This is a genomic window from Catellatospora sp. IY07-71, from assembly GCF_018326265.1.
Taxonomy (GTDB): domain Bacteria; phylum Actinomycetota; class Actinomycetes; order Mycobacteriales; family Micromonosporaceae; genus Catellatospora.
The window spans coordinates 2,606,616-2,631,841 of sequence record NZ_AP023360.1; the positions used below are offsets into that span (position 1 = coordinate 2,606,616).

21 protein-coding genes are annotated in these 25,226 nt (G+C 73.6%); 18 read left to right on the top strand and 3 right to left on the bottom strand.

The window, feature by feature from the left end; translation table 11 throughout:
* Window positions 1-92: 92 nt before the first annotated feature.
* Genes CS0771_RS11785 through CS0771_RS11795 form a run of 3 tightly spaced genes read left to right on the top strand, consistent with a single transcriptional unit; the run spans window position 93 to window position 7,080 of the window.
* On the top strand, window positions 93-3,209 hold the full coding sequence (locus CS0771_RS11785; protein ID WP_212841016.1) for a hypothetical protein: 3,117 nt from the start codon (window positions 93-95) through the stop codon (window positions 3,207-3,209).
* A complete protein-coding gene (locus CS0771_RS11790) occupies window positions 3,206-6,211 on the top strand; it encodes an FtsX-like permease family protein (RefSeq protein ID WP_212841017.1) in 3,006 nt (1,001 codons plus the stop codon). Before CS0771_RS11785 ends, CS0771_RS11790 begins: the two co-directional genes overlap by 4 nt.
* 11 nt (window positions 6,212-6,222) lie before the next feature.
* A complete protein-coding gene (locus CS0771_RS11795) occupies window positions 6,223-7,080 on the top strand; it encodes an ABC transporter ATP-binding protein (RefSeq protein ID WP_212845777.1) in 858 nt (285 codons plus the stop codon).
* 64 nt (window positions 7,081-7,144) lie between these two features.
* Here the strand turns inward: CS0771_RS11795 and CS0771_RS11800 are convergent, their stop codons facing one another.
* Window positions 7,145-8,731: an alkaline phosphatase D family protein gene (locus CS0771_RS11800; RefSeq protein WP_244870737.1), complete on the bottom strand. Its 1,587-nt coding sequence runs from the start codon at window positions 8,729-8,731 to the stop codon at window positions 7,145-7,147.
* A 112-nt stretch (window positions 8,732-8,843) separates the two neighbouring features.
* Between CS0771_RS11800 and ftsY the strand changes: the two genes are divergently transcribed.
* The 7 genes from ftsY to CS0771_RS11835 all read left to right on the top strand — a co-directional run bounded on the left by ftsY (window position 8,844) and on the right by CS0771_RS11835 (window position 17,349).
* On the top strand, window positions 8,844-10,118 hold the full coding sequence (gene ftsY / locus CS0771_RS11805) for a signal recognition particle-docking protein FtsY (RefSeq protein WP_212841019.1): 1,275 nt from the start codon (window positions 8,844-8,846) through the stop codon (window positions 10,116-10,118).
* 24 nt (window positions 10,119-10,142) lie between these two features.
* Entirely contained in the window at window positions 10,143-10,949 is an 807-nt protein-coding gene (locus CS0771_RS11810) for an aminoglycoside phosphotransferase family protein (protein WP_203751177.1), read from the top strand.
* Between the two features lie 312 nt (window positions 10,950-11,261).
* Complete coding sequence (locus CS0771_RS11815) at window positions 11,262-12,596, top strand: ammonium transporter (RefSeq protein ID WP_244871341.1); 1,335 nt, start codon at window positions 11,262-11,264, stop codon at window positions 12,594-12,596.
* A 24-nt stretch (window positions 12,597-12,620) separates the two neighbouring features.
* Complete coding sequence (locus CS0771_RS11820; RefSeq protein WP_166386781.1) at window positions 12,621-12,959, top strand: P-II family nitrogen regulator; 339 nt, start codon at window positions 12,621-12,623, stop codon at window positions 12,957-12,959.
* A 19-nt stretch (window positions 12,960-12,978) separates the two neighbouring features.
* Complete coding sequence (locus tag CS0771_RS11825; RefSeq protein ID WP_212841021.1) at window positions 12,979-15,249, top strand: [protein-PII] uridylyltransferase; 2,271 nt, start codon at window positions 12,979-12,981, stop codon at window positions 15,247-15,249.
* A 301-nt stretch (window positions 15,250-15,550) separates the two neighbouring features.
* Window positions 15,551-17,107, top strand: a complete 1,557-nt coding sequence (gene ffh, locus CS0771_RS11830; RefSeq protein WP_212841022.1) for a signal recognition particle protein — start codon at window positions 15,551-15,553, stop codon at window positions 17,105-17,107.
* A gap of 62 nt (window positions 17,108-17,169) precedes the next feature.
* Complete coding sequence (locus tag CS0771_RS11835; RefSeq protein WP_212841023.1) at window positions 17,170-17,349, top strand: hypothetical protein; 180 nt, start codon at window positions 17,170-17,172, stop codon at window positions 17,347-17,349.
* A gap of 12 nt (window positions 17,350-17,361) precedes the next feature.
* Here CS0771_RS11835 and CS0771_RS11840 read toward each other — a convergent pair whose 3' ends face one another.
* Window positions 17,362-18,153 carry a hypothetical protein gene (locus CS0771_RS11840; RefSeq protein ID WP_212841024.1) on the bottom strand — a complete coding sequence of 264 codons (792 nt, stop codon included), beginning with the start codon at window positions 18,151-18,153 and terminating at the stop codon, window positions 17,362-17,364.
* A 48-nt stretch (window positions 18,154-18,201) separates the two neighbouring features.
* On the opposite strand from CS0771_RS11840, the gene CS0771_RS11845 reads away from it, so the two are divergent.
* Entirely contained in the window at window positions 18,202-19,284 is a 1,083-nt protein-coding gene (locus tag CS0771_RS11845; RefSeq protein WP_212841025.1) for an amidohydrolase family protein, read from the top strand.
* A 183-nt stretch (window positions 19,285-19,467) separates the two neighbouring features.
* Window positions 19,468-20,877, top strand: coding sequence for a proline--tRNA ligase (gene proS / locus CS0771_RS11850; protein WP_212841026.1), 1,410 nt, complete (start codon window positions 19,468-19,470; stop codon window positions 20,875-20,877).
* A 53-nt stretch (window positions 20,878-20,930) separates the two neighbouring features.
* Here proS and CS0771_RS11855 read toward each other — a convergent pair whose 3' ends face one another.
* Window positions 20,931-21,353 (bottom strand): hypothetical protein, encoded by a 423-nt coding sequence (locus CS0771_RS11855; protein WP_212841027.1) that lies wholly within the window; start codon window positions 21,351-21,353, stop codon window positions 20,931-20,933.
* Between the two features lie 202 nt (window positions 21,354-21,555).
* On the opposite strand from CS0771_RS11855, the gene CS0771_RS11860 reads away from it, so the two are divergent.
* The 6 genes from CS0771_RS11860 (at window position 21,556) to trmD (ending at window position 25,186) form a co-directional block, all read left to right on the top strand.
* Window positions 21,556-22,206, top strand: coding sequence for a DUF402 domain-containing protein (locus CS0771_RS11860; RefSeq protein WP_212841028.1), 651 nt, complete (start codon window positions 21,556-21,558; stop codon window positions 22,204-22,206).
* A 152-nt stretch (window positions 22,207-22,358) separates the two neighbouring features.
* Window positions 22,359-23,027, top strand: a complete 669-nt coding sequence (locus CS0771_RS11865) for a DUF402 domain-containing protein (RefSeq protein WP_212841029.1) — start codon at window positions 22,359-22,361, stop codon at window positions 23,025-23,027.
* A gap of 122 nt (window positions 23,028-23,149) precedes the next feature.
* Window positions 23,150-23,629, top strand: coding sequence for a 30S ribosomal protein S16 (rpsP, locus tag CS0771_RS11870; RefSeq protein ID WP_212841030.1), 480 nt, complete (start codon window positions 23,150-23,152; stop codon window positions 23,627-23,629).
* The gene (locus tag CS0771_RS11875; RefSeq protein WP_120318507.1) at window positions 23,601-23,864 is read left to right on the top strand and encodes an RNA-binding protein; all 264 of its coding nucleotides are present in this window, start codon (window positions 23,601-23,603) and stop codon (window positions 23,862-23,864) included. Before rpsP ends, CS0771_RS11875 begins: the two co-directional genes overlap by 29 nt.
* A 16-nt stretch (window positions 23,865-23,880) precedes the next feature.
* Window positions 23,881-24,399 carry a ribosome maturation factor RimM gene (gene rimM, locus CS0771_RS11880; protein ID WP_212841031.1) on the top strand — a complete coding sequence of 173 codons (519 nt, stop codon included), beginning with the start codon at window positions 23,881-23,883 and terminating at the stop codon, window positions 24,397-24,399.
* A gap of 16 nt (window positions 24,400-24,415) precedes the next feature.
* Window positions 24,416-25,186 carry a tRNA (guanosine(37)-N1)-methyltransferase TrmD gene (trmD, locus tag CS0771_RS11885; protein ID WP_212845778.1) on the top strand — a complete coding sequence of 257 codons (771 nt, stop codon included), beginning with the start codon at window positions 24,416-24,418 and terminating at the stop codon, window positions 25,184-25,186.
* Window positions 25,187-25,226: the final 40 nt, after the last annotated feature.

Below are 25,226 nucleotides of genomic sequence, written 5' to 3' on the forward strand. Positions count from 1 at the left end.
CCCCCGCCGCGGCGCCACGGCACCCATACCGCCCGACCGGGCCGCGCCCAGGCGTGAACCGGTCGGTAGAACGTCCCGAGAGGTGGCACCACATGCTTCGCTTGGTGCTCGGCGTGCTGGGCAGCCGCCGCAGCCAGGCCGTCACGCTGGCGGTGCTGGCCGTGCTCGCGGTGGCCGCCGGCACCGCGGCGCCGCTCTACGCCACCGCGGCCGACAAGGCCGCCGTCGCGGCGGAGCTGCGCTCGGCCACGGCGCTGGACCGGGCGGTCACCTTCACCGCCGAGGTCGCCGTGGAGGGCGGGCACGCGTCCGCCGTCGAGTCGCTGCGCGTCCAGGCGCTGGAGAAGATCGGCGACCACGGCCTGACGGAGATCACCGGGGCGTTCGTGCCCGGCACGGTGACCGGGGGAGCCGGGCAGACCGGGGAGACCGCGGAGACCGGCCCGGTGGCGAACGCGGTGCAGGCCCCGGTGACCACGCGCACCGGAGTCTGCGCGCACCTGGTGATCACCGGCGCGTGCCCCGCCGGGCAGGGCGAGGTGCTGCTCAGCGAGGCGACCGCGCAGCGCCTCAAGGTCTCCGCCGGCAGCGAGCTGAGCTTCGACCCCGACCTGGCCGAGAAGCCCGTCACGCTGCGCGTGTCCGGGGTGTACGACCCGGCGGCGGCGCTCGCGGCGAACGACCCCTACTGGGCCGGGCGCGACGACCTCACCCCGCAGCCGCTGCGCGTCTCCAACCCGATGTTCACCGCGGAGTCCACGATCGACGCGCTCGGCGCGACGCGGGTCCGGGCCACCGTCGACCTGATCGCCGACGCCGCGTTCGGCGCCGACGACGTGGACCGCCTGTCCGGTGCGCTGCCCACCGCGATCGGGCTGCCCGGCACGATGATCTCCAACGGCCTGCCGCGGCTGCTGCGGCGCATCCAGGAGGCCCGCGAGGTGCTCGGCCTGGCCGCGCCGCTGGGCGCCGCGCAGCTGCTCGTCGTCTGCTGGTTCGTGCTGCTCATGGCCGTCGGGTACACCGCCGCCGAGCGCCGCGGCGAGCTGGCGCTCGGCCTGCTGCGCGGGGTGCCGCCACGGCACCGCGCCCTGCTGGCCCTCGGCCCGACCGCGCTGGTGCTGCTGGTGGCCGCGCCGTTCGGCGTGCTGCTGGGCTGGCTGATGGTGCGCCTGCTGACCTGGGCCACGTTCGCCCGCGCGCAGGAGATCATGCTGGACCGCACCGCGCTGCTCGCGGCGGGCGGGACGCTGCTGGTCGTGATGGCCAGCGCGGCGATCGCCGAGCGGCGGGCGCACGGCGGCTCGCTGGTGGAGGCGCTGCGCCAGGTGCCCACCCGGCGGCGCGGCAAGGTCGGGCTCACCGAGCTGGCCGTGGGCGTGGTCGCGCTGGCCGCGATCGGGCAGTCGCTGGCCTCCGGCGACCAGACCGGCGGCCTGCCGCTGCTGGTGCCGCTGCTGCTGGCGATCGTGGTCGGCCTGCTCACCGCCCGCCTGGTCCGGCGCGGCGCGACCGCGTACGGCGCCTCCCGGCTGCACCGCGGAAAGCTGGCTCCGGCGCTGGCGGCGCTGCAGGTGGCGCGGCGGCCCGGGGCCGACCGGCTGGTCGCGCTGACCGTGGTCGCGGTGGCGCTGGTCGGATACACCGTGAGCGCCTGGGACGTGGCCGCCGGCGCCGCCCGCGAGCGCGCCGAGCTGACCCTGGGCGCGCCCCGGGTGCTGACCGTGTTCGCCGTCTCCCGGCCGGCGCTGGTGGACGCGGTCCGCCGCGCCGACCCGGAGGGGGCCTGGGCGATGGCCGCCACCCGGCAGGAGCTGACCGACGGCACGCTGATCGGGGTGGACAGCGAGCGGCTCGCCGCGGTCGCGAACCCGGTCGGCGGCACGTCCCCCGCGGAGCTCGCCGCGCTGCTGCGGATGCCCGGCGGCGACGCCGTGACCGTGGCGGGCGGCGCGCTGGAGTTCGACGTGGATGTGGTCGACGACTCGCCCAACCCGATGCGAGTGACGGTGGCCCTGGTCGGACCGCGTGGCGAGCCGGTCACCGGCCGCCTGGACATCCCGATGACGCTCGGGAGGGCCACCCACCGCCTGGAGCTGCCGGAGTGCGCCACCGCGCCGGGTTGCCGGCTGTTCTGGCTGAGCTTCCCGCGTTCCCCCGACGGGCTGCACCTGCACCGGCTGCGGCAGCTCGGCCCGGACCGCACGCTGCTGGAGGGCCAGGCGATCGCGGCGGCGTCGCGCTGGCGGCCCCGGTTCGGCACCGAGCCCGAGGTGACGGTCATTCCCGGTCCGGACTACGTGTCGCTCTACTACCAGCCGGCCGACCCGCGGTTCATCAGCACCGACATCCGCCTGCACGTCAACGACGCGCCGATGCCGCTGCCGGTCGTCGCCGCGGGCCCGGCGGCCCTGGCGCACACCAGGGACCTCCGTGCGGCCAAGGTGCTCGCGTCGGTCGACATGGCGGTGGACGCGCGCCGGGTGATGCCGGCGCTGCCCGGCGTGCCGGGCGGGGGACTGCTGTTCGATCTGCCCATCGCCGACCGGCTCGGCGACTCGCGGGACAACTCGGCGCAGCTGCAGGTCTGGCTGAGCGCGGCGGCGCCCGCCGACGCGGTCGACCGGCTGCGCGCCAACGGGCTGGTCCCGGTGGGCGACGAGACCGTGGCCACGCTGGCCGCCGGCTACCGGGAGCAGGGCGCGGGGCTGGCGCTGCGGCTGCACCTGGCCGCCGCCGTGCTCAGCGTGCTGCTGGTCGCGCTGGCGACGATGGTGCTGGCCGCGACCGACCGGCGCAACCGCGCGGCCGAGCTGGCGGCGCTGCGCCTGCAGGGTATGCCCGCCCGAGCCGCCGCCCGGTCCGCCCGGATCGGCAACCTCGCCATGATCCTGATCGCCGCCCCGGTCGGCGCGCTCACCGCACTGGCCGCGTGGGGGCTCAGCGGACCGGCGCGCACGATGCTGACCTCATCCGGCGACCTGCCGCCACCGGGCCCGGACCAGCTGGTGGTGCTGCCCGCGGTGCTCGCGGCTGCGGCCGTGCTGGTGTCCGCCGCGCTGCTGGCGGGCCGGTCGCTGATCCGTGTCACCCAGGCGGGCAGGTCCGCCCGCGACGACGGCGGCGGCCCGGCCGGGCCGCCCGCGCAGACGGCCGGGGCGGACCCGGCCGGTGCCCGACCCGAACGGAAGCAGGAGGTGGCCCGGTGACGGCGCTGCTGTGGGCGATGGTGCGGGCGCGGCGCGGCCTGGCCGTCATCACCCTGGTGCTCACCGCGGCCGCCGCCGCCGCGGCCGCCGCCGGGCCGCTCTACCAGCAGGCGGCCACCCGGTCGCTGCAGCAGGTCGAGCTGGGCGCCGCGACCGTCGCCGAGCGGGTGATCTCGGCGCAGGACACCGAGCAGTTCCGGGATGGACAGCAGCCGACGTCGCTGCCGTACGTGCCCGGCTTCCAGACCGTCGAGGGCCGCGTCCTGGACGGGGTCGTCGCCGGCGAGCGCGACCGGACGCAGGCCTTCGTGGCCTGGCGCAGTGGCATGTGCGAGCACCTGGTGATCGTCAAGGGCCGGTGTGCCACCGGCGAGCGCGAGGTCGTGCTGCGCCAGGAGACCGCGGACCGGATCGGCGTGCAGCTGGGCCGTGACCTGGAACTGTCGCCGCCCGCCACGGCGGGCCCGGACGACAGCGCGGGGCCGCTGCGGCTCACCGTCGTCGGCATCTACCAGCGCCCGGCCGGCGACGACCCGTACTGGGCCGACCGCGAGCCGCTCGTGGGCCACCGCATCCCCGCGCTGTTCGCCACGGAGCGCACCCTGGCCGCGGCCGAGCGGGACACGGTGCGCCTCATCGACCTCATCGCGTCGCCGGCCGCGTTCGCCGACATGGAGACGCTGCGCGCCGAGCTGGAGGACGCCGAGGCGGAGCTGGCAGCCGGTGGGTACAACGCCGACAGCGACCTGCCCGAGCTGATCGAGCGCCTCGACGGGGGGACCGCGCAGCTGGGCTCCAGCCTGCTGCTGGCGGCCGTGCCGCTGGTGCTGCTGTGCTGGCTGGTGCTGTTCATCGCGGTCGCCGGGGGCGTCGAGCAGCGCCGCGGGGAGCTGGGCCTCACCGCGCTGCGCGGGGTGCCCGCCCGGACCCGGTGGTGGCTGGCCACCGCGGAGACGGCGCTGCCGGTGCTGATCGCGATCGTGCCCGGCTACCTGATCGGGTACGCGGTCACCACGGCGCTCGCGCTGGCCGTGCTGCCGGGCGCCCCGCTCGTGGAGCCGGACCTCACCTCCGTCGTCTACACCGCCGTCGCGGTGCTGGGCGCGCTGGCCGCGGGCATGCTCGCGCAGGTGCGCGCGCTGACCACCCCGGTGCTGGGGCTGCTGCGCCGCGCCCGGGTACGCAAGCGCCGCGGCCTGGTCGGCGGCATCGAGGCGATGGTCGGCGCGCTCGCGCTGGTCGCCGGATACCAGGTGGCCGTGTACGACGGGGACTCCGCGTCGGGTGGCATCGCCCTGCTCGCCCCGCTCTGCATCGGGCTGGGTCTGGGCCTGGTCGCCGCGCGCCTGATCGGGCTGCCCGCCGAGCGGCTGGGCCGCCGGGCGCTGCGCAAGGGCCGGCTGCGCACCGGTCTGGCGGCGCTGACCCTGGCCCGCGGCGGCGGCACGCACTGGATCGTGGTGCTGCTGACGGTGGTGTTCGGCCTGCTGGGCTTCGCGCTCGCCGCCGGTGACACGGCCGGGCAGGCGTGGGCGCAGCGGGCGGAGGTGCAGATCGGCGCGGAGCGGGTGCTGTCGGTCGAGCCGGTGCCCGCGACGAGCCTGGTCAGCGCGGTACGCGCCGCCGACCCGCAGGGCCGCTACGCCATGGCCACCATGAAGATGAACGTGAACAGCGAGACGGCCCTGCTCGCGGTGGACAGCTCGCGGTTGGCCGCGGTGGCGCTGTGGCCGCAGGCGTACGGCACACTGCGCCCTGAGGAGGCCGCTCGGCTGCTGAAGCCCGCTCCCGTGACGTCACTGTCGCTGCAGGCGGCCGAGGTCGACGTGACCGTCACCCTCGACGCGCTGGACCCGGCTGCCACCGCCGGCCTGACCCTGCGCCTGGCCACCGCGCAGGGACGCCAGTCCCAGGTGCGCGTCGACCGGCTGCAGCCGGGCACCCATCAGTACCGGGTGAAGACAGAGGCCTGCGCGCAGGCGCCCTGCCGGCTCAAGCAGGTCGCGATCGACCACTTCACCCGCGGCCGCTACCGGTTCGACCTGACCGTCGGCGACCTGCGCGACCCGGCGGGCAAGGTGCTGGTCGGCGCGGCCGAGCTGGCCGGGCACCACTGGCGGCTGCCGGAGACCAGCGCCGCCCGGCCGGTGCCCGAGGTCGACCCCGCCCCCGGCGGCCTGCGGATCCGCGTGGACACCACGGTGACGCCGGACCTGCGGGTGTTCCCCGACACCGCGCCCGAACGGCTGCCCATGGTGGCCGCGGGCCGCCTGCCGGACGTGCTGCTCGGCTACGGCGGCACGGTCCGGCTGCCGGTGGAGCGGGCGGGCACCATGTCCCTGGTGCCCCGGCACGGCGCCCAGGGCGCCCTGGTCGACCTCGAGTACGCCGACATGCGCCTCAACCAGGAGGGCGACGCCCCCGACCCCGAGGTGTGGCTGGCCGCCGACGCGCCCGCCGACATCGTGTCGCGGCTGGAGGCCAACGGGCTGACCGTGCTGTCGGAACGGACCGCCGACGGCCGCTGGCAGCTCTACCGCGAGCAGGCGCCCGCGCTGGCGCTGTGGTTCCTGGCCGCGGCGGCGTTCACCGGCGTCGCGTTCGCGGCGGGCGGGCTGCTGGTCACCGCCGTGCTGGAACGCGGGCATCCCGACGAAGGGCTGGCCGTGCTGCGCGGGCAGGGCGTGCGCGGCCGGGTGCTGCGCGGCGCCGCGCTGGGCGGCCGGTTCGCCCTGGTGCTCACCGGCACCGTGATCGGCCTGCTGGCGGCGGCCGGATCGTGGGCGCTGGCCCGCGGCGTGGTGCCGGTGTACGCCGACGGCGGGTTCGCCCCGACCGGCACCCGGCTGCCCGGGGTGGCCAGGCCGTTCCTGGTGCCGCCGCCGGACCTGCCCAGCCCCGCGATCGCGCTGCCGATCGCCGTGGCCGTGCTGGTCCTGTTGACAACGTGCCTGCTCGCCACGAGAGTGGCCGCCCGGGCGAACGAGGGAGCGACGTCGTGAAGAACTCCAGCCTGACCGGCCTGGCCGTGGTGTGCCGCCGGGTCGTGCACATCTACCGCGCAGAGGGCGGTGACGTGGTCGCGCTGGCCGGTGTCGACCTCGACATCGCGCCGGGGGAGCGGGTCGCGCTGGTCGGCCCGTCCGGCTCCGGCAAGTCGACCCTGATCGCGCTGCTCGCCGGGCTGATGCGGCCCAGCGCGGGGCGGGTGCAGATCGGCCTGGTGGACATCGGCCGGATCAGCGAGGCCGAGCTGGCCCGGCTGCGCGGCACGGACCTCGGCGTGGTGCTGCAGGGGGCGCGGCGCAACCTGCTGCCGTACGCCACCGTGCTGAGCAACGTGTGGCTGGCCCAGCGCCGCGCCGCACACGTGCGCCCCGCCGACCTGGAGCCGCCGGAGCGCATCCTGGCCCTGCTCGGCCTCACCGGTTTCGGCCACCGCAAGGTGCAGGACCTGCCGCCGGGTGCGGCGCAGCGGGCCGCGATCGCGGTCGGCATGGCCAGCTCGCCCGGCCTGCTGCTGGTCGACGAGCCCACCAGCCAGCTGGACCGGGGCGCGCGGGACGAGGTGCTCGCGGCGCTGGAGGCGGTCAACACCGAGCGGGGCACCACGATCGTCGCCGTGACCCACGATCCCGACGTGGGCGCCCGGCTGGGCCGTGCGGTCACCATCCGTGACGGCCGGGTCGGCTCGGAGGGCCGCGACGGCCGCGAGTTCGCGGTGATCGCCGGTGACGGCACCGTGCAGCTGCCGCCGGACGTCTTGGACGCCCTCCCGCCCGGCACGCTGCTCTCGGTCCAGCACGCCGACGGCCGGGTCACCCTGGTCTCCGACGACCACTCCACCCCGGCTCCGGCCCCGCTGCCGTAGCCCTCACCCGCTGGACGCCAGCCTGCTGGATGACCTTTCCGCGGGCCGGCGCCGGTCGAGCGGGTCAGGCGAGCTCGTGACGCAGGACGGGGGAGAGGGCCGGGCCGGGGGCGGTGCCCTCGATGACGACGGAGGCGGTGCGGCCGTGGTGGGTGAGGGTGGCCACGGCGCTGCCGAAGTACGGCGGGTGCTGGGCGCGCCAGCGCACGGCCGGGCGGGGCACCCCGAACGCCCGCGCGACCAGCGCCGCCGGGCCGGACAGCACCCGCCACCAGCCGACGCGCAGCAGCGTACGCATGACGCCCTTGATGCTCTGGTGCAGCGGGGAGCAGGTGACCTGGTGGACGGCCGCGGTCGCGCCCGGGATGGCGGCGCGGGCGACGTACGAGTGGTGCACGTCGCCGCCGAGCACGCTGACCGTGGCCGGCCCGCGCACCGCCGCGATCAGCGCGGTCAGCTCGTCGAAGGAGTGCCCGACGGCGGCCCAGTGCTCCAGGTCGTAGTGCTGGCGCAGCCGCTCCATCGCCCCACTGTGCCTGGCCGCGAGCACCTCGATGACCGCCTCGCCGTGGTGCACCGTGGGCGCCAGCAGCCAGGGCAGCGAGCAGGCGAGCACCAGGTGGTCACAGTCGGCGCGGGTCTGCTCGGCCAGGGCGTCCCAGTGTTCCTGCGGCCACATGCGCCGCTCGGGGCCGTCGAGCACTCGGTTGCCGCGGCAGTCGAGCAGGATGAGCCGGGTCCGCCCGACGTCGACCACGCAGCCCCACGGGTAGGCGTCGGGCCCGGCGGGCACGGACACCCGCTCGGCGAACGCCGTCAGCACGGCCGTGGCGTCCTCGCCCGCCCGGATGCGGCCCCACACCGGGTCGGCGTCGAGCTGGGCCGGGGTGAGGTTGCCCAGGTGCTGGAAGAGCCAGTACGACGCGAGCCCGGCGACGATGCGCTCGGCCCACCACGGCTGCGCCCGGACGGACTCCAGCCAGCCCGCCGACGAGTTCCAGTCGTCCATGATCTCGTGATCGTCGAAGATCATGACGCTGGGCACGGTGGACAGCAGCCAGCGCACCGGCGGCTCGGTCCACGACTCGTGGTAGAGGTGCACGTACTCGGCGAAGGTGACCACGTGGTCCGGCGGCGCCTGCGCGGGGCGCTCCCGCCCGGCCAGCCAGCCCGCCGTGGGCGCGGAGAGGTTGTCGGCGTAGATCTGGTCCCCGATCAGCGCCAGCAGGTCCGGCAGGCGGGCCTGCCCGGCGCGGGCGGCGTCGAGCAGCCGCTGCCCGAGCGCCTCCAGCGCGTCCGGGTCGTGCCCGGCCGCGGCGTGGGTACGCGTGCACGCCTCGCGGCAGGAGCCGAACGTGATCACCGCGTCGGCGTCGCCGGGATCGCGAATGGTGATCACCGAGGGTGGGTACTCCGGCAGCGGCCAGACCGGCACGCCGTCGAGTTCGACGGCGTACGCGTGTGCACCCACCGGCAGCCGCGACAGCACCACCAGCCCCAGATGGACGCCGAACGCCTCGAACGTGTCCGACGTCACGGTGTGCTCCGCGGCCCGCACGGTCACCCGCGCGGGTTGGTCGGTCTGTACCCAGATGACCGCCTGGTCGCCGTCGATACGGCGCAGCAGGGGGCCCAGCAGGAGGGTCGCCACGCCGCACATCCTCCGGGATGGCAGGCGCGGTGGCCAGGTCCGGTCGTGTCGAAAAGGCGCGCGCGGGCTCCGGTGTGCGCCCTGCGGCCCTGGATTTGAGAGGATGCCCGTCATGAAAGACGCGCTCGTCCCCGTGATCGTGATCGTCGCCCTGCTGCTCGTGGCCGGGCTGACGGTCTTCCTCGTGCGCCGGCCGCGCCGTGCCGTGCTGCCGCCCGAGGCGGGCACGAAGCAGGCTGAGCGCCCCGTCATCGAGCGCGGCGAGCAGATCCCGCCCAGCGTGCTCGCGCCGCCCAAGCCGGAGGAGAAGACACCGGTCGGCGAGAAGCCCGCCGCCGAGCCGCCGACGGTGGAGAAGCCCGCCGTCGTCCCGGCGCCCGCCCCGGCCCCGCCGGTCGAGAAGGCGCCGCCGGCTCCGCCGGTGCCGGCCGAGCCGGTCGCGCCCGAGATCGAGCAGCCGGAGCCGACCGCGGGCCGCCTGGTGCGGCTGCGCGCCCGGCTGGCCCGCTCGCAGAACGTCTTCGGCAAGGGCCTGCTCGGCCTGCTCTCCCGCGACCACCTGGACGACGACGCGTGGGACGAGGTCGAGGAGAGCCTGATCAGCGCCGACGTGGGCGTGCAGGCGACCACCGAGATCGTGGCCAAGCTGCGCGAGCGCACCCGGGTGCTGGGCACCCGCACCGCGACGGACCTGCGCAGCCTGCTGGCCGAGGAACTGACCGAGGCGCTCGACCCGAAGCTGGACCGCTCGCTGCACACCGGCGTGGTGGAGGGCAAGCCGTCGGTGATCCTGGTCGTCGGGGTGAACGGCGCGGGCAAGACCACCAGCTGCGGCAAGATCGCCCGGGTGCTGGTGGCGGACGGCCACACGGTGGTCCTGGGCGCGGCCGACACGTTCCGCGCCGCCGCCGCCGACCAGCTCGCCACGTGGGCCTCCCGGGTGGGCGCGCAGGTCGTGCGCGGCCCCGAGGGCGGCGACCCGGCGGCGGTGGCCTTCGACGCGGTCAAGAAGGGCATCGACGCGGGTGTCGACACGGTGCTGATCGACACGGCGGGCCGCCTGCAGAACAAGGTCGGCCTGATGGACGAGCTGGGCAAGATCAAGCGAGTGGTGGAGAAGCACGGCCCGGTCTCCGAGACGCTGCTGGTGCTGGACGCGACCGCCGGTCAGAACGGGCTGAGCCAGGCCCGGGTCTTCACCGAGGTCGCCGACGTCACCGGGGTGGTCCTCACTAAATTGGACGGCACGGCCAAGGGCGGTATCGTGATCGCGGTGCAGCGCGCTCTCGGTATCCCGGTCAAGCTGGTCGGCCTGGGCGAGGGCCCGGACGACCTCGCCCCCTTCGATCCCCAGCAGTTCGTGTCCGCGCTGCTGGGTGACGAGTGACGAGCGACGAGCGCTGAAGAGTCGATGGTGACAGCCCCTTTCCAGGACCCGACCGAGATACCGCTGCGCGGCGGCAACGTCAGCACGGTGGTCCGCGTCGGCGAGACGGTGCGCCGCAACGCCGGCCCGTGGACCCCCACGGTGCACGCCCTGCTGCGCCATCTCGAGTACGCCGGTTTCACCGGGTCCCCGCGTGCCCTGGGCATGGACGAGCACGGCCGCGAGGTGCTGTCGTACCTGCCCGGCGAGTGCGGGGAGTACCCGCTCGCCCCGCACTGGGTCACCGACGAGGCGCTGGTCACGGTGGCGACGATGCTGCGCATGTTCCACGACGCGCAGGCGGGCTTCCGCACGCCCGCGGGCGGGGTGTGGCGCTCGTTCGGCCCGCCCCCGCCCGACGCGGAGATCATCTGCCATCACGACGCCGCGCCGCACAACGTCATCTGGCGGCCCGACGGCACCCTCGCGATGATCGACTTCGACCTGGCCTCGCCCGGCTCGCGCATCTACGACGTGGCTTACGCCGCGTGGACCTGGGTGCCGATCTTCAGCGACCGGGACTCGATCACGCTCGGCTGGCACCGGCCGGACCGCCCGCGCCGGCTGCGCCTGTTCGCCGACGCGTACGGGCTGATCCCGCGCGACCGGCACCGCCTGGTGCGGACCATCCGCAAGCGCATCGTGGACCACGTCGAGGGCATCCGCCGCCTCGCCACGGCGGGGGAGCCGGCGTTCGTCCGGATCGTGCAGAAGGGCCACCTTCGGCGGCCGCTTCGCGACCTTCGGCTGATTGACTACGAGCGGTACACGCTGGAGCACGCGCTGCGCTGAAACGCGCCATGAATCGGCTCCTCACGTGTGAACATTTCTTCACACGTACGAAACAGATCGTGACGCGCTGGAAACCGAGCCGCGTCATTGCGCGAAACAGGGGATGGCGATGCTGCCTCCCAACCAGCACCGATGGCATTGCGGCGATCGGGCCGGGCGGACATGGCGGCGCTCCCGCCGGTCGACCTCGGTGGCTGGGAGGGAGGAACCCACTCACCCTAGGAGGGCAGCGTGCTGCTCGCTGAAGATCCACCGACGATCGACACCGGTAACGCTGCGTGGCTGCTGGTCTCGTCCGCTCTGGTGCTGCTCATGACCCCGGGTCTGGCGCTGTTCTACGGCGGCCTGAACCGTGCCAAGGGCGTGCTCAACATGATGATCATGAGCTTCGCCTCCATCGGGCTGGTCTCGATCATCTGGGTCGTCTACGGCTTCACCGCCGCGTTCGGCACCAACGAGGACGCCGGCCTGAACGCCGTCATCGGCAACTTCTCCACGTACCTGGGGATGCCGATCGACAAGACCGGCGAGATCTGGTTCCTGGCCGGCGCGTCGACGGGCATCCCGACCTACGTTTTCGCCATCTTCCAGATGATGTTCGCCATCATCACGGTCGCCCTGATCAGCGGTGCCATCTCGGACCGCGCGAAGTTCGCCGGCTGGCTGGTCTTCGCCTTCGCGTGGGTCACCCTGGTCTACATCCCGGTCGCGCACTGGGTGTGGGGTGGCGGCTTCATCGGCGCCAAGATCTTCGCGCTCGACTTCGCCGGTGGTACGGCGGTGCACATCAACGCCGGTGCCGCGGCGCTGGCGGTGGCGCTCGTGCTCGGCAAGCGCATCGGCTGGCCGAAGGACAAGTTCAAGCCGCACAACGTGCCGTTCGTCGCCCTGGGCGCCGGTCTGCTGTGGTTCGGCTGGTTCGGGTTCAACGCGGGCTCGGAGCTGACCGTCGACGCCATCACCGGCGTCGCGTTCCTGAACACCCAGGTCGCCACGGCGGCCGGTCTGCTCGGCTGGCTCATCATCGAGTGGATCCGTGACGGCAAGCCCACCCTGGTGGGTGCGTCCTCCGGCGCGGTCGCCGGTCTGGTCGCGATCACCCCGGCCTGCGGCTTCATCCCGACCCTGCCGGCCGTGCTGCTCGGCCTGGTCGCCGGTGCGGTCTGCGCCCTGGCGGTGAGCCTGAAGTACAAGCTCGGCTACGACGACTCGCTCGACGTGGTCGGCGTGCACTTCGTCGGCGGCTGGATCGGCTCGCTGTTCATCGGTCTGTTCGCCAGCACCGAGCTGAACTCCTTCATCACCACGCTGGGCGGCCAGGACGGCCTCTTCTACGGCGGCGGGGCGACCCAGCTCGGCCGTCAGGCCCTGGCCAGCGGCATCGTGACGGTCTTCTCGTTCGTGGTCGCGGGCATCCTCGCCTTCGTGATCGACAAGACCATCGGCTTCCGGCTGTCGCCCGAGGCCGAGGTGGAGGGCATCGACGTGGTCGAGCACGCCGAGAGCGGGTACGACCTGTCGCCCTCGACCGGCGGCGGTGCCGCGGGTGCCTTCGCGCTGGCCGGCATCGGTGCCGGTACGCCCAAGGCCCCGAAGGCCGATGTGGAAGAAGAGACGGCTCCGGCCACCGAGAAGGTGTCCGGCTAAGGTTCCCTGATGGAGGGGTTGAGCATGAAGCTGGTCACCGCCGTCATCAAGCCGTACCAGTTGGACGCGGTCAAGGAGGCGCTGCACGCCATGGGCGTCGCGGGCCTGACCGTCAGCGAGGTACAGGGCTACGGCCGGCAGAAGGGCCACACCGAGGTGTACCGGGGTGCCGAGTACACGGTGGAGTTCCTGCCGAAGATCCGCATCGAGGTGGTCACGGACGAGCTGGACGTGGAGAAGGTCGTCGACTCCATCGTCACCGCCGCCCGGACCGGCAAGATCGGCGACGGGAAGGTGTGGGTCACCGAGGTCTCCGAGGTGGTCCGCGTCCGCACCGGCGAGCGCGGTCTCGACGCGCTCTGACAAACGGAGAGTAGGAAAGATGGGCCCGGGGAACGTCGCGACTTCCGCATCGGACAGCGTGGCGGGCCCCGGGCCCGACTATGCGCGCCTGGCACAACGTGATCCCGCCTCGGTCGGCGCGCTCGCCCGCAGCGCCCGTGCCGACGCGCTGGACGCCTGGCTCAACCGGCTGCTGCCGGACACCCCCGGCGTCGCCCTCGTCGCGGTCGGCGGGCTCGGCCGCCGCGAGTGCACCCCGCACGGCGACCTCGACCTGATCCTGGTGCACGCCGGGGTCCCGCGGGTCGACGAGCTGGCCGCCTCGCTGTGGTATCCCGTCTGGGACGCCCGGATGGGGCTGGACCACTCCACCCGCACCGTCGCCGAGTCCCTCGACGCCGCCCACGACGACGTCAAGGTCGCGCTCGGCCTGCTCGACGCCCGCCACGTGGCCGGCGACCCGGCGCTGTCCGCCCAGCTCGCCCGCGCCGCCGTGGACCAGTGGCGGCGCACCGCCCGCCGCCAGCTCATGCGGCTGCGCGAACTCGTCGAGGAGCGCCACGCCGCCCACGGCGAGCTGGCGTACCTGCTGGAGGGCGACCTCAAGGAGGCCGCGGGCGGCCTGCGCGACGTGGGCGTGCTGCGCGGCATCGGCGTCGCCGGGGTCGCCGACGCGCTCCCGCCGCAGGTGCGCGCCGCCGCCACCCGGCTGCTCGACGTACGCGACGCGCTGCACGTCAGCATCGGGCGGCGCAACGACCGGCTGCGCGCCGAGGAGCGCCTGCAGGTGGCGGAGCTGCTCGGCCTGTCCGACGGCGACGCGCTGCTGCGCCGGGTCGGGCTCGACGCGCGTACCGTCGCCTGGTCCCTCACCGACGCGTGGCGCTCCGTGCAGCGCTGGCACGCCGCAGCGGTACGCAACGGCGATCCGCGCGCCCGCGAGGCGTCGTCCGTACGTCGCCCCGTGGCCCGCGACGTCGTCGCCGTGGACGGGGAGATCGTGCTGGCCCGCGCCGCCGTCGGCCCGCACCCCGACCCGTCGCTGTCGCTGCGGGTCGCGGCCGCCGCCGCGCAGCACCAGATGCCCATCGCACGGGCCACCCTGGAATGGCTCGCCCGGTTCTGCCCGCCGCTGCCCACCCCGTGGCCGCCCGCCGCGCGCACCGCGCTGCTGACCCTGCTCGGCGCCGGCACCGGCCTGGTCACCGCCTGGGAGGCGTGCGACCGGTTCGGGCTCACCTCGGCCTGGCTGCCGCAGTGGACCCGCCTGCGCGGCACCCCGCAGCACCACCCGGTGCACCGCTTCACCCTCGACCGGCACCTCGTCCAGGCCGCCGCGAACGCCTCCCGCTGGTCGCGCGAGGTGGCCCGGCCCGATCTGCTGGTGCTCGGCGCGCTGCTGCACGACGTCGGCAAGGGCCTGCCCGGCGACCACAGCGAGGTCGGCGCCGACCTGGCCCGCGAGATGGCGGCCGCGATCGGCCTGCCGCCCGCCGACGTCGACACCATCGCCACCCTGGTCCGCTACCACCTGGTGCTGCCCGACACGGCAACCCGGCGCGACCTCGACGACCCGGCCACCATCAACCACGTCGCCAAGCTCGTCGGTGACGCCGGCACGCTCGAACTGCTGCAGATGCTCGCCCGCTCGGACGCCGCGGCGACCGGCCCCGGCGCGTGGTCGGCGTGGAAGTCGAAGCTCATCGACGACCTGTGCCACCGCGTACGCAAGGTCCTCGGCGGCGGGCCGCTGCCCGAGCCCACCCCGCCCGACCCGGCGCTGCTGGCCGGGCCGCTGCCCGTGGTCCAGGTCGCCGACGACTGGGTGGCGCTGGCCGCCCGCGACCGGGTCGGGCTGCTCGCCGCGGTCGCCGGATGCCTCGCCACGCACAAGCTGGAGATCGTCGCGGCCGGCTCGTCGACCATCGGCGAGCGGGCGATCATCGAGTGCGCGGTGAACAACCGGTACGGCACGCCGCCGGATCGGGAGCTGCTCGCGGCCGACCTGCGCCGGGTGGGGCTGGACCAGCTGCCCCTGCCGCGCCGGCTCGGCAACGGGGGCGGGAAGCGGCCCGCCGGGGCCGAGCCCCGGGTGATCTGGGGCGAGGCGACCGGGGCGACGCTGCTGGAGCTGCGGGCCACCGACGCGCCGGGCCTGCTCTACCGGGTCACCTCGGCGCTGGCCGCGCTCGGTGTGGACGTCCGGACGGCCCGCGTGTCCACCCTCGGCGCCGACGTGGTGGACGCGTTCTACCTGGTCGGCGACGTCGACCGCGACGCGGTGGAGGCGGCCGTCCTGGCGGCCGTCTGACCTCTCGACCACCCCACACGTCCCCTACTCCGCGAAGATCGCGGTCTCGTGTCGAAAGGTGTGGTCCAGGCATAGGTTTCGACACGAAACGCCGATCTTCGCGGTGGGTGGGGCTGGCCGTGGGGCCGTGGCGGCGGCGAGCTTGCGGTGCCCGGCGGGGCGGTGGGATTGGGGCGGATCGGCGGGGGTATGCGGGATCGGGCGGCGGTGGGATGGGGGCGGGGCGGCAGCGGCTACCCTTACCAGGGCTGCCTCTCGGCACTCGACCCACCCGAAATCGACCAATTGGGGATGTTGCGCTGTGTTTGACACCCTGAGCGACCGGCTCTCCGGCATCTTCTCCAAGCTGCGGAGCAAGGGCCGGCTCACCGACGCCGACGTGGACGCCACCGCCCGCGAGATCCGGCTGGCGCTGCTGGAGGCGGACGTCGCGCTGCCGGTGGTGAAGGCCTTCATCTTCCGGCTCAAGGAGCGGGCGCGCGGCGCGCAGGTGTCGCAGGCGCTCAACCCGGCGCAGCAGATCATCAAGATCGTGCACGAGGAGCTGGTCGCGGTGCTGGGCGGCCAGGCCCGGCGGCTCCAGTTCGCCAAGCAGCCGCCGACCGTGATCATGCTGGCCGGTCTGCAGGGTTCCGGTAAGACCACCCTGGCCGGCAAGCTGGCCCGCTGGCTCAAGGCGCAGGGCAACCAGCCGCTGCTCGTCGCGGCCGACCTCCAGCGCCCGAACGCGGTGAACCAGCTGCAGGTCCTCGGCCAGCGCGCCGGCGTCGAGGTGTACGCGCCGGAGCCGGGCAACGGCGTCGGCGACCCGGTGCAGGTCGCCAAGGACTCGATCGAGCACGCCCGCCGCCACATGCGCGACATCGTGATCGTCGACACGGCGGGCCGGCTCGGTATCGACACCGAGATGATGGCGCAGGCCGCCTCGATTCGCGACGCGGTCAACCCGGACGAGGTCATCTTCGTCATCGACGCGATGGTCGGCCAGGACGCGGTCGCCACGGCCGAGGCGTTCCGCGACGGCGTGGGCATCACCGGTGTCGTGCTCTCCAAGCTCGACGGCGACGCCCGCGGCGGTGCCGCGCTGTCGGTGCGCGAGGTCACCGGCCAGCCGATCCTGTTCGCGTCCACCGGCGAGAAGCTGGAGGACTTCGACGTCTTCCACCCCGACCGGATGGCCAGCCGCATCCTCGGCATGGGCGACGTGCTGACCCTCATCGAGCAGGCCGAGCAGGCCTTCGACGAGGAGCAGAAGGAGAAGATGACGGCGAAGCTGCTCGGTGGCGAGCAGTTCACGCTGGAGGACTTCCTGGACCAGCTGATCGCCGTCCGGCGGATGGGCCCGATCGCCAACCTGCTCGGCATGATGCCCGGCATGGGCCAGATGAAGGACCAGCTCGCCGAGCTTGACGACAGCCACTTCGACAAGGTCACCGCGATCATCCGCTCGATGACCCCGGGCGAGCGCGCCACCCCGAAGATCCTCAACGGCTCGCGCCGGGCGCGTATCGCGCGTGGCTCCGGCGTCACCGTCACCGACGTGAACCAGCTGCTCAACCGCTTCGAGCAGGCGCAGAAGATGATGAAGCAGATGGGCGGCATGATGGGCCTGCCCGGCGGCGGGCGCCGCAAGGCCACCAAGTCGCCGAAGAACAAGCGCAAGGGCACCAAGGGCGGCGGCGGCCCGCGCGGCGGCTTCCCGGCCGGCCTGCCCGGCGGTATGCCCGGCATGCCGCAGCTGCCCCCGGGCATGGACCCGGCGGCGCTGGAGCAGCAGATGGGCGGCGGCAGCCCGTTCAAGGCGCCGAAGCTCGATTTCGGCAAGCTGACCCGCCGCGACGACGACAAGAACAAGTAGCTCGACGAAAAGATCGCCACCTCAGGGTCCGCAACCGGTCACCCCCCGACCCCGGCCCCGAGGTGGCGATCTTCGTCTTCTGCATGGGATCGATGCATGCAGTCGGGGAGGCGCCGACGCAGATGCTGACTGCCATCACTCAGCTGCGCCGGCGCCCCGCGCCTGACTCCATTATCGAACACATGTTCGAACAAGGCAAGCCGTCGCGATCGATCAACCGGATCGGCGACACTTCCGGGTGACGGTGCTGCGGGTCAGGCGCCGGGCTCCACGGTGCTCCCCGGCAGCAGCTGCGCTTCGGCGAGGCCGTCGGCGATGCCGAGCGCGTCCCGCAGCCGGTGCAACTCGGCCACGGTGCCGATGGCGGCCCGGTGCGCGGGGTGCTCGGCGTAATGGCGGATCGCCGCGGCCAGGAAGGTGCCGTCGACGTAGGCCTCGCGGAAGCTGATGATCTTCATCTGGTAGGAGCCGTCCGGTCGGGCGACCGCGAGCCCGAGCTCCCGCTGCTTCGGTGTGGGGGCGGGCGGACCGCCGGGCGCGAGCGTGTCCCAGCCGTACCGCCGGGTGCGCGGCAGCCGCACTTCCACGCCCGCCGGGGTCAGGCGGACGCGGGGACCGTGCCACAGCCCCCATACCGCGAGCGCGAGGCACGCGGCGGTGAGCACCGCGCTCATGCCCAGCAGCACCGGATCGGTCACCAGCACCCGGCCACCCGGCCCGGCCTCCGTCACCGGGATGCTGCCGAGCAGGAACCCGGCCGCGATGGCCCGATGGCCGCCTTGCGGCGCGTTCGGCGCGACGAAGCCGTCCGGCGTCGCGGTGAACGTGGCGGGCGGCCGCGCATACCGCCGGATCACCAGGTGGTAACCGCCGAACGGCAGCAACACCGCCAGCGCCAGCGGCAGCAGCAGCTCGACCAGGAACGCGGGCAGCGGGTAGGCGTCCTCCGCCAGCAGGCCCCACGAGTAGGGCGCCGCGAACCGCAGCCCGCAGGCGAGCAGCGCGAAGCCGACGGCGTACCAGCGCAGGCGAGGCAGGGGCGGCATGGCGCACACCCTAGCCATCGCGCGCCATCGGTGTGGGACAGTGCCAGCATGGCGACGGCGCTGCACGTGCGGGGCGTGGTGCTCCCCGACGACGAGGTTCGTGACATCTGGCTGGTCGGGGACCGGGTCACCCTGACGCCGGTGCCCGGGGCCGAGACGGTCAGCACCGGTGGGTACGTCCTGCCGGGCCTGGTGGACGCGCACTGCCACATCGGCATCGCGCCCGGCGGCGCGCCGGTGGAGAGCGTGGCGCAGGCGCGGGAGCTGGCCGCGATGGACCGGGACGCCGGGGTGCTGGCGATCCGGGACGCGGGCTCGCCGTTCCCGTACGCCGAGCTCGACGACGCCCCCGACATGCCGCGGCTGGCCCGCGCGGGCCGCCACGTCGCGCCGCCGCGCCGGTACCTGCCCGCGATCGGGGTGGAGGTGCCCGCCGCCGAGGTGGCCGCGGAGGTGACCCGCCAAGCGGCCGCGGGCACCGGCTGGGTGAAGCTGGTCGGCGACTGGATCGACCGCGACCGCGGTGACCTGGCCCCGGCCTGGGACGAGGCGACGCTGACCGCCGCAGTGCACGCCGCGCACGCGGCCGGGGCGCGGATCACCGCGCACTGCTTCGAGGAGTCGAGCGTGGCCACGCTGGTGCGGGCCGGGATCGACTGCGTGGAGCACGGCACCGGCCTGTCCACCGACGTGCTCGACCTGATGGCGCGGCAGGGCACCGCCCTGGTCCCGACGATGATCAACATCGAGACGTTCGGTCACATCGCGGAGAAGGCCGAGGCCAAGTTCCCGGGGTACGCCAAGCACATGCGGGCGCTGCGGGACCGGTTCCCGGGCGTGGTGTCGGCGGCGTACGAGGCCGGGGTGCCGATCTTCGTGGGCTCGGACGCGGGCGGCGGCATCACGCACGGCCTGGCCGCCCAGGAGATGCTGCGGCTGCACGCCGCCGGCATGCGCGCCGAGGACGTGCTGGCCGCCGGCACCTGGCGGGCCCGCGCCTGGCTGGGCTTCCCCGGCCTGGTCGAGGGCGGCCTCGCCGACCTGGTCGTCTACGCCGACGACCCCCGCGCCGACCTGCGCGCCCTCCTCGTCCCGCAGCGCATCGTCCTCCGCGGCCGCGTGGTCCGCTGACCCGCCGCCGCCGCCGCCGCCCCGCCCGCCGCGCCGCGGCCCGCCGTGATCGTCCGACTTGCCTGGCAGATGTGCGTATCTCGGCCGCGCATACGCCCATGTGCCTGGCAAGTCGGACGATCACGGCGGACACGGGCGGGCTGCGGGGAGGCGCGGGTCGGGAGGTCAGTAGGATGACGCGCTATGGCACGCGTGCTCACTCCCCGGGCGGAGGACTTTCCCCGCTGGTACCAGGACCTGATCTCCAAGGCTGAGCTGGCCGACAACGGCCCGGTCCGGGGCACCATGGTCATCCGACCGACGGCGTACGCCATCTGGGAGCGGATGCAGGCCGACATGGACTCCCGGATCAAGGCGGCGGGCGCGGAGAACGCGTACTTCCCGCTGTTCATCCCGGAGAGCTACCTCAAACGCGAGGCCGAGCACGTCGAGGGCTTCTCGCCCGAGCTGGCGGTGGTCACCCACGGCGGCGGCAAGCAGCTGTCCGAGCCGGTCGTGGTGCGCCCCACCAGCGAGACCGTGATCGGCGAGTTCATGGCCAAGTGGGTCGACTCGTACCGGGACCTCCCGCTGCTGCTCAACCAGTGGGCCAACGTGGTCCGCTGGGAGATGCGCCCGCGCGTCTTCCTGCGCACGTCGGAGTTCCTCTGGCAGGAGGGCCACACCGCGCACGCCACCGAGGCCGACGCCAAGGCCTACACCCTGAAGATCCACCACGAGGTGTACGAGCGCCACATGCGTGACCTGCTCGCCATCCCGGTCGTGCTGGGCCGCAAGACCAACCGCGAGCGCTTCGCGGGCGCCACCAGCACGTACACGCTGGAGGCGATGATGGGCGACGGCAAGGCGCTGCAGATGGGCACCTCGCACGAGCTCGGCCAGAACTTCGCCAAGGCGTTCGACATCGGCTTCTCGTCGCAGGCGGGCACCCGCGAGCACGCCTGGACCACGTCCTGGGGCACCTCGACCCGCATGCTCGGCGGCCTGATCATGTGCCACGGCGACGACAGCGGCATGCGCATCCCGCCCGCGCTTGCGCCGATCCAGGCGCTGGTCACCGTGGTCAAGGAGACCGACGGCTCGATCACGGCCGCGGCCCGCGCGCTCGTCGACGACCTGGCCGCCGCCGGGGTCCGGGTGAAGCTGGACGACCGGGTGGACACCCCGTTCGGCCGCCGCGCCGTGGACGCCGAGCTGAAGGGCTACCCGGTCCGGGTCGAGGTCGGCCCGCGCGACCTGGCCGAGGGCCGCGTCGTGCTGGTGCGCCGCTTCGACGGCTCGAAGACCCCGCTCGCGTTGGGCGAGGCCGTCGGCGCGGTGACCGCTGCGCTGGAGGCCGACCAGAAGGCGCTGTACGACGAGGCGCTGGCGCGCCGCGAGAACAACACCGTGGACGTGTCCACGCTGGACGAGGCGTTCGAGGCGGCGGCGACCGGCTGGGCGCGGATCCCGTGGTCGCAGGTCGGCGTGGACGGCGAGGCGCTGGCCAACGAGCGCGCCGTCACGGTGCGCTGCCTGTACCGGGCCGACGGCTCGATCCCGGCCTCCCAGGACGAGCCCGACCTGACCGCCATCCTGGCCCGCTCGTACTGACGACTGAACGCGAAAGGCGGCCCACCGAACCCGGTAGGCCGCCTTTTCCTATGTCACTCCGCCGGACGCTCCGGCAACCGCGACAGGATCACCGTAAGCGTGCCCTTGACCTCCGCCATGTCGGTCTTGAGCCCGGCGACGTCGGTCTTGAGCCCGGCGACGTCGGTCTTGAGCGTGGACACGTCGGTCTTGAGCGTGGACACGTCGGTCTTGAGCCCGGACACGTCGGTCTTGACTCCCACCAGGTCGTCCTCCAGCGCGGTGAAGCGGAGGTCCATGTGAGTCCGGGTGTCTGCCAGCTCGCTGCGCATGGCCGCGAGTTCGGCGCGGTGCTCCTGGTGGTAGACGGTGTGGCGTTCCAGGATGGCGGTGTGCCTGCGCTGGGTCTCCGCGATCTGCCGGACGTGCTCGGCGAGCGAGTTGAAGTCCTCGTCGATCTTGGGGATGCGCTTGCCGTGTTCGATGGGAATCTGCATTCCCAGTCCTCCTGAGCGTTGGTGCACGGACATGACTCAGGTATGTGGCAAGCTCGTCGATCCGGCCCGGTCGCCCGGACGAGTGCCACCCATTCCCGCTCCCTGTGCGAGCGGGCCGAGACAGGCCGCTGCGGTGCATCGCGACGAAACGACTCTAGTGTCGTACGACTTGGTCAATCAAGTCTTTGGCTAGGGTTGGCACATGCGTTTCGAACCAGGACGGGTGATCCTGCACCGTCACTTCCACGGCCACCGCATCGGCCTGCTCAAGACGGCCGTGGTGGCCGCCGACGACGAGCAGGGCCTGCTGCTCTGGGTGCCGCGCGGCGCCCCGATGCTGGACCGGCTGGCGGTGGACCGGCGCGGGCTGCGCTCGATGCCCTTCGCGGAGTGGATCGGCGTCGAGACGAAGCTGTGGGAGGTCTCCTGGACCGGCCCGAGCCTGCTCAAGTGGCTGCCCCGCGGCGAGGACCACTCGGTGTGGTTCTTCCGGGACGAGGACGGCCGGTTCACCCGGTGGTACGTGAACCTGGAGGAGTCCGGGGTGCGCTGGGACGACGGGCACGTCGCGGGGGTCGACATCGTGGACCAGGACCTCGACATCGTGGTCACGCCGGACCGGTCGTGGCGCTGGAAGGACGAGGAGGAGTTCGCCGAGCGCCTGGCGTATCCGCAGCACTACTGGGTGGCCGACGGCGAGGCGGTGCGCGCCGAGGGCGAGCGCGTGGTGAAGCTGATCGAGGCGGGCGCGTTCCCGTTCGACGGCACCTGGTGCGACTTCCAGCCAGACCCGTCCTGGACCGTCCCCACCGAGGTCCCGGCCGGCTGGGACCGCCCCCGCGCCCGAAATTGACCGGTCCGTCCGGTCAATGCCGCCCGCCCAAGGTGATGATCGGCGTTTCGTGTCGAAACCTCGGGCCTGACCTTAGGTTTCGACACGAAACGGCGATCATCCGCAGATTCGCGGACCTCGCGCCGCCGGATGCGCCGGTATGGTCCCGGCGTATGTATTTCGAACCCGGACAGACCGTGCTGCGCCGGTGCTGGCGCGGTGGGCGGATCACGTTCCTGCAGGCCACCCGTGTGATCGAGGACGGTGAGCGAGGGCTGCTGCTGTGGCAGCCCGCCGGTGCGACGTACTGGCGGATCATGACCGCCGACGGGCGTACCCACCACGATGGCACCCTCGACGAGCTAGGTCCGGACACGCAGCTGCGGCCGCTGGTGTGGGCCGGCAACGATCTGCTGGTGTGGCAGCGGCCGGGGGAGCCGTGGTCGGTGTGGTGGTTCTTCCGGGAAGGGCGCTTCCTGAGCTGGTACGGCAACCTGGAGGAGCCCTTCGTGCGCTGGCGCGACGGCGCGGTGTGCGGGGTGGACTTCGCCGACAACGCCCTCGACGTGCTGGTCGAGCCGGATCTGAGCTGGCGCTGGAAGGACGAGTCGGAGCTGGCCGCCCGGACCGGGCACCCGCACTACTGGGACGCCGCCCAGGCGGCCGCGATCCGCGCGGACGGGGAGCGGCTGATCGAGATCGCGTCGTCGGGCGCGTTCCCGTTCGACGGGACCTGGTGTGACTTCCGTCCCGGCGCGGCGTGGCCCGTGCCGCGGCGCACAGCGGGTTGGGACCGCCCGCGCGCGGTGTGGACAGATCCGTCTGGCACAATGGCTAGCTGATTATCGGTGCGTTTCCGGCTGCCCTCTAACTTCCGGTGCGCGGCGATGTCTCGAGCAACGGAGCCCGGCAACCCCACGCAGGGCGATGGCGCTCACATCGATTCCCACAGGAGCGTAAAAACGTGGCCGTTCGTATCCGGCTTCTGCGGATGGGCAAGATCCGCAACCCGCAGTACCGCATCGTCGTCGCCGACTCGCGCACCAAGCGCGACGGCAAGGCGATCGAGTACATCGGCATCTACCAGCCGAAGGAAGACCCTTCGGTGATCGAGGTCAAGTCGGACCGGGTGCAGCACTGGCTGTCGGTCGGCGCGCAGCCGAGCGAGTCCGTGATCGCCATCCTCTCCAAGACCGGCGACTGGCAGAAGTTCAAGGGCCTGCCGGCCCCGCCGCCGCTGCTGGTCGCGGCGCCGAAGGCCGACCGCAAGGCGACCTACGAGGCCGCCGCCCAGGCTGCCGCGGGCCTCGAGGCCCCGAAGGCCGCCCCGGCGAAGAAGGCCGCCAAGGCGGAGCCCGCCAAGGTGGAGACGGCTGCCGAGCCGGCAGCTGAGGCCAAGGCTGAGGAGCAGGCCGTTGCGGCCGGCGACGAGCAGCAGAGCTGACGCAGCGCTCCGGCCCGCGCTGGAGCACCTCGTCAAGGGCATCGTGGATCACCCGGACGACGTCCGGGTGCGTCTGGTCGACAACCGCCGCGGGCCGCGGCTCGAGGTCCGGGTGCATCCCGAGGACCTCGGCACGGTCATCGGCCGGGGCGGCCGGACCGCGCGTGCCCTGCGCCAGGTGGTCGGCTCGGTCGGCGGCAAGGGCATCCGCGTCGACATCGTCGACGCCTTCTGACGGCGTTCAGCGGCTCATGCTTCTGATCGTCGGACACGTCGTGCGCGCGCACGGCATCCGGGGCGAGGTCCTGGTGCAGCCGCGCACCGACGAGCCCGCGCAGCGCTTCGCGGTGGGCTCGACGCTTCTCGTCGAGCCCACCGTGGCGGGGCTGCCCGGGACACTCACGGTGGAGTCGGCCCGCCCGCACTCGGGCAAGCTGATCGTCACCTTCGCGGAGATCCCCGACCGCAACATGGCCGAGCTGGCCAAGAGCGCGGTCCTCAACGTCGACTCCGCCGACGTCGCGCCGCCCGAGGACCCGGACGAGTTCCTCGACCACCAGCTGGTCGGGCTCGACGTGGTGACGGTCGGCGGCGAGGCGCTGGGCAAGGTCACCCGTATCGAGCACGCGCCCGCCTCGGACCTGCTGGTGGTGCGGATGCCCGACGGCCGGACCGGGCTCATCCCGTTCGTCAGCGCGATCGTGCCCGAGGTGGACGTGGCCGGCGGCCGGATCCTGGTCGACCCGCCCGGCGGGCTGTTCGACCTGTGACGGGCCCGGCATGAGCTTGCGCGTCGACGTCGTCACCATCTTCCCCGAGTATTTCGCGCCCCTGGAGCTGTCGCTCATCGGCAAGGCGCGCACCACCGGCGTGCTCGACCTGCGCCTGCACGACCTGCGCACCTGGACCCACGACGTGCACCGCACGGTGGACGACACCCCGTACGGCGGGGGGCCGGGCATGGTCATGCGCCCCGAGCCGTGGGGCGAGGCGCTGGACGCGCTGGCGCCCGCGGGCACCCCGGCGCGGCTGGTCGTGCCGAGCCCGGCGGGCGCGCCGTTCACCCAGGCCACCGCGTACGAGCTGGCCCGCGAGCCGCACCTGATCTTCGCGTGCGGCCGCTACGAGGGCATCGACCAGCGGGTGCTGGATCACGCCGCCGAGCGCATGCCGGTCAGCGAGGTGTCGCTGGGCGACTACGTGCTCTTCGGCGGCGAGGTCGCCGTGCTGGTGATGATGGAGGCGATCACCCGGCTCATCCCGGGGGTGCTCGGCAACGCCGAGTCGCTGGCCGACGAGTCGCACGCGCACGGCCTGCTGGAGACGCCCGTCTACACCAAGCCGCAGTCCTGGCGGGGCCACGACGTGCCGGACATCCTGCGCTCCGGTGACCACGGGAAGATCGCCCGCTGGCGCCGCGACCAGGCGCTGCTGCGTACCGCGACCCGGCGGCCGGACCTGCTGGCCGCGCTGGACCGCGCGGCGCTCGACAAGCGTGACCTCGCCCTACTCGACGGGGCCGGATTTCCCGCCCGGCCGGTCGATGTGGCAGAGTAGGGAGGTCGCCGTCCGCGGACGGTGACGTCTGCCGTCGCTC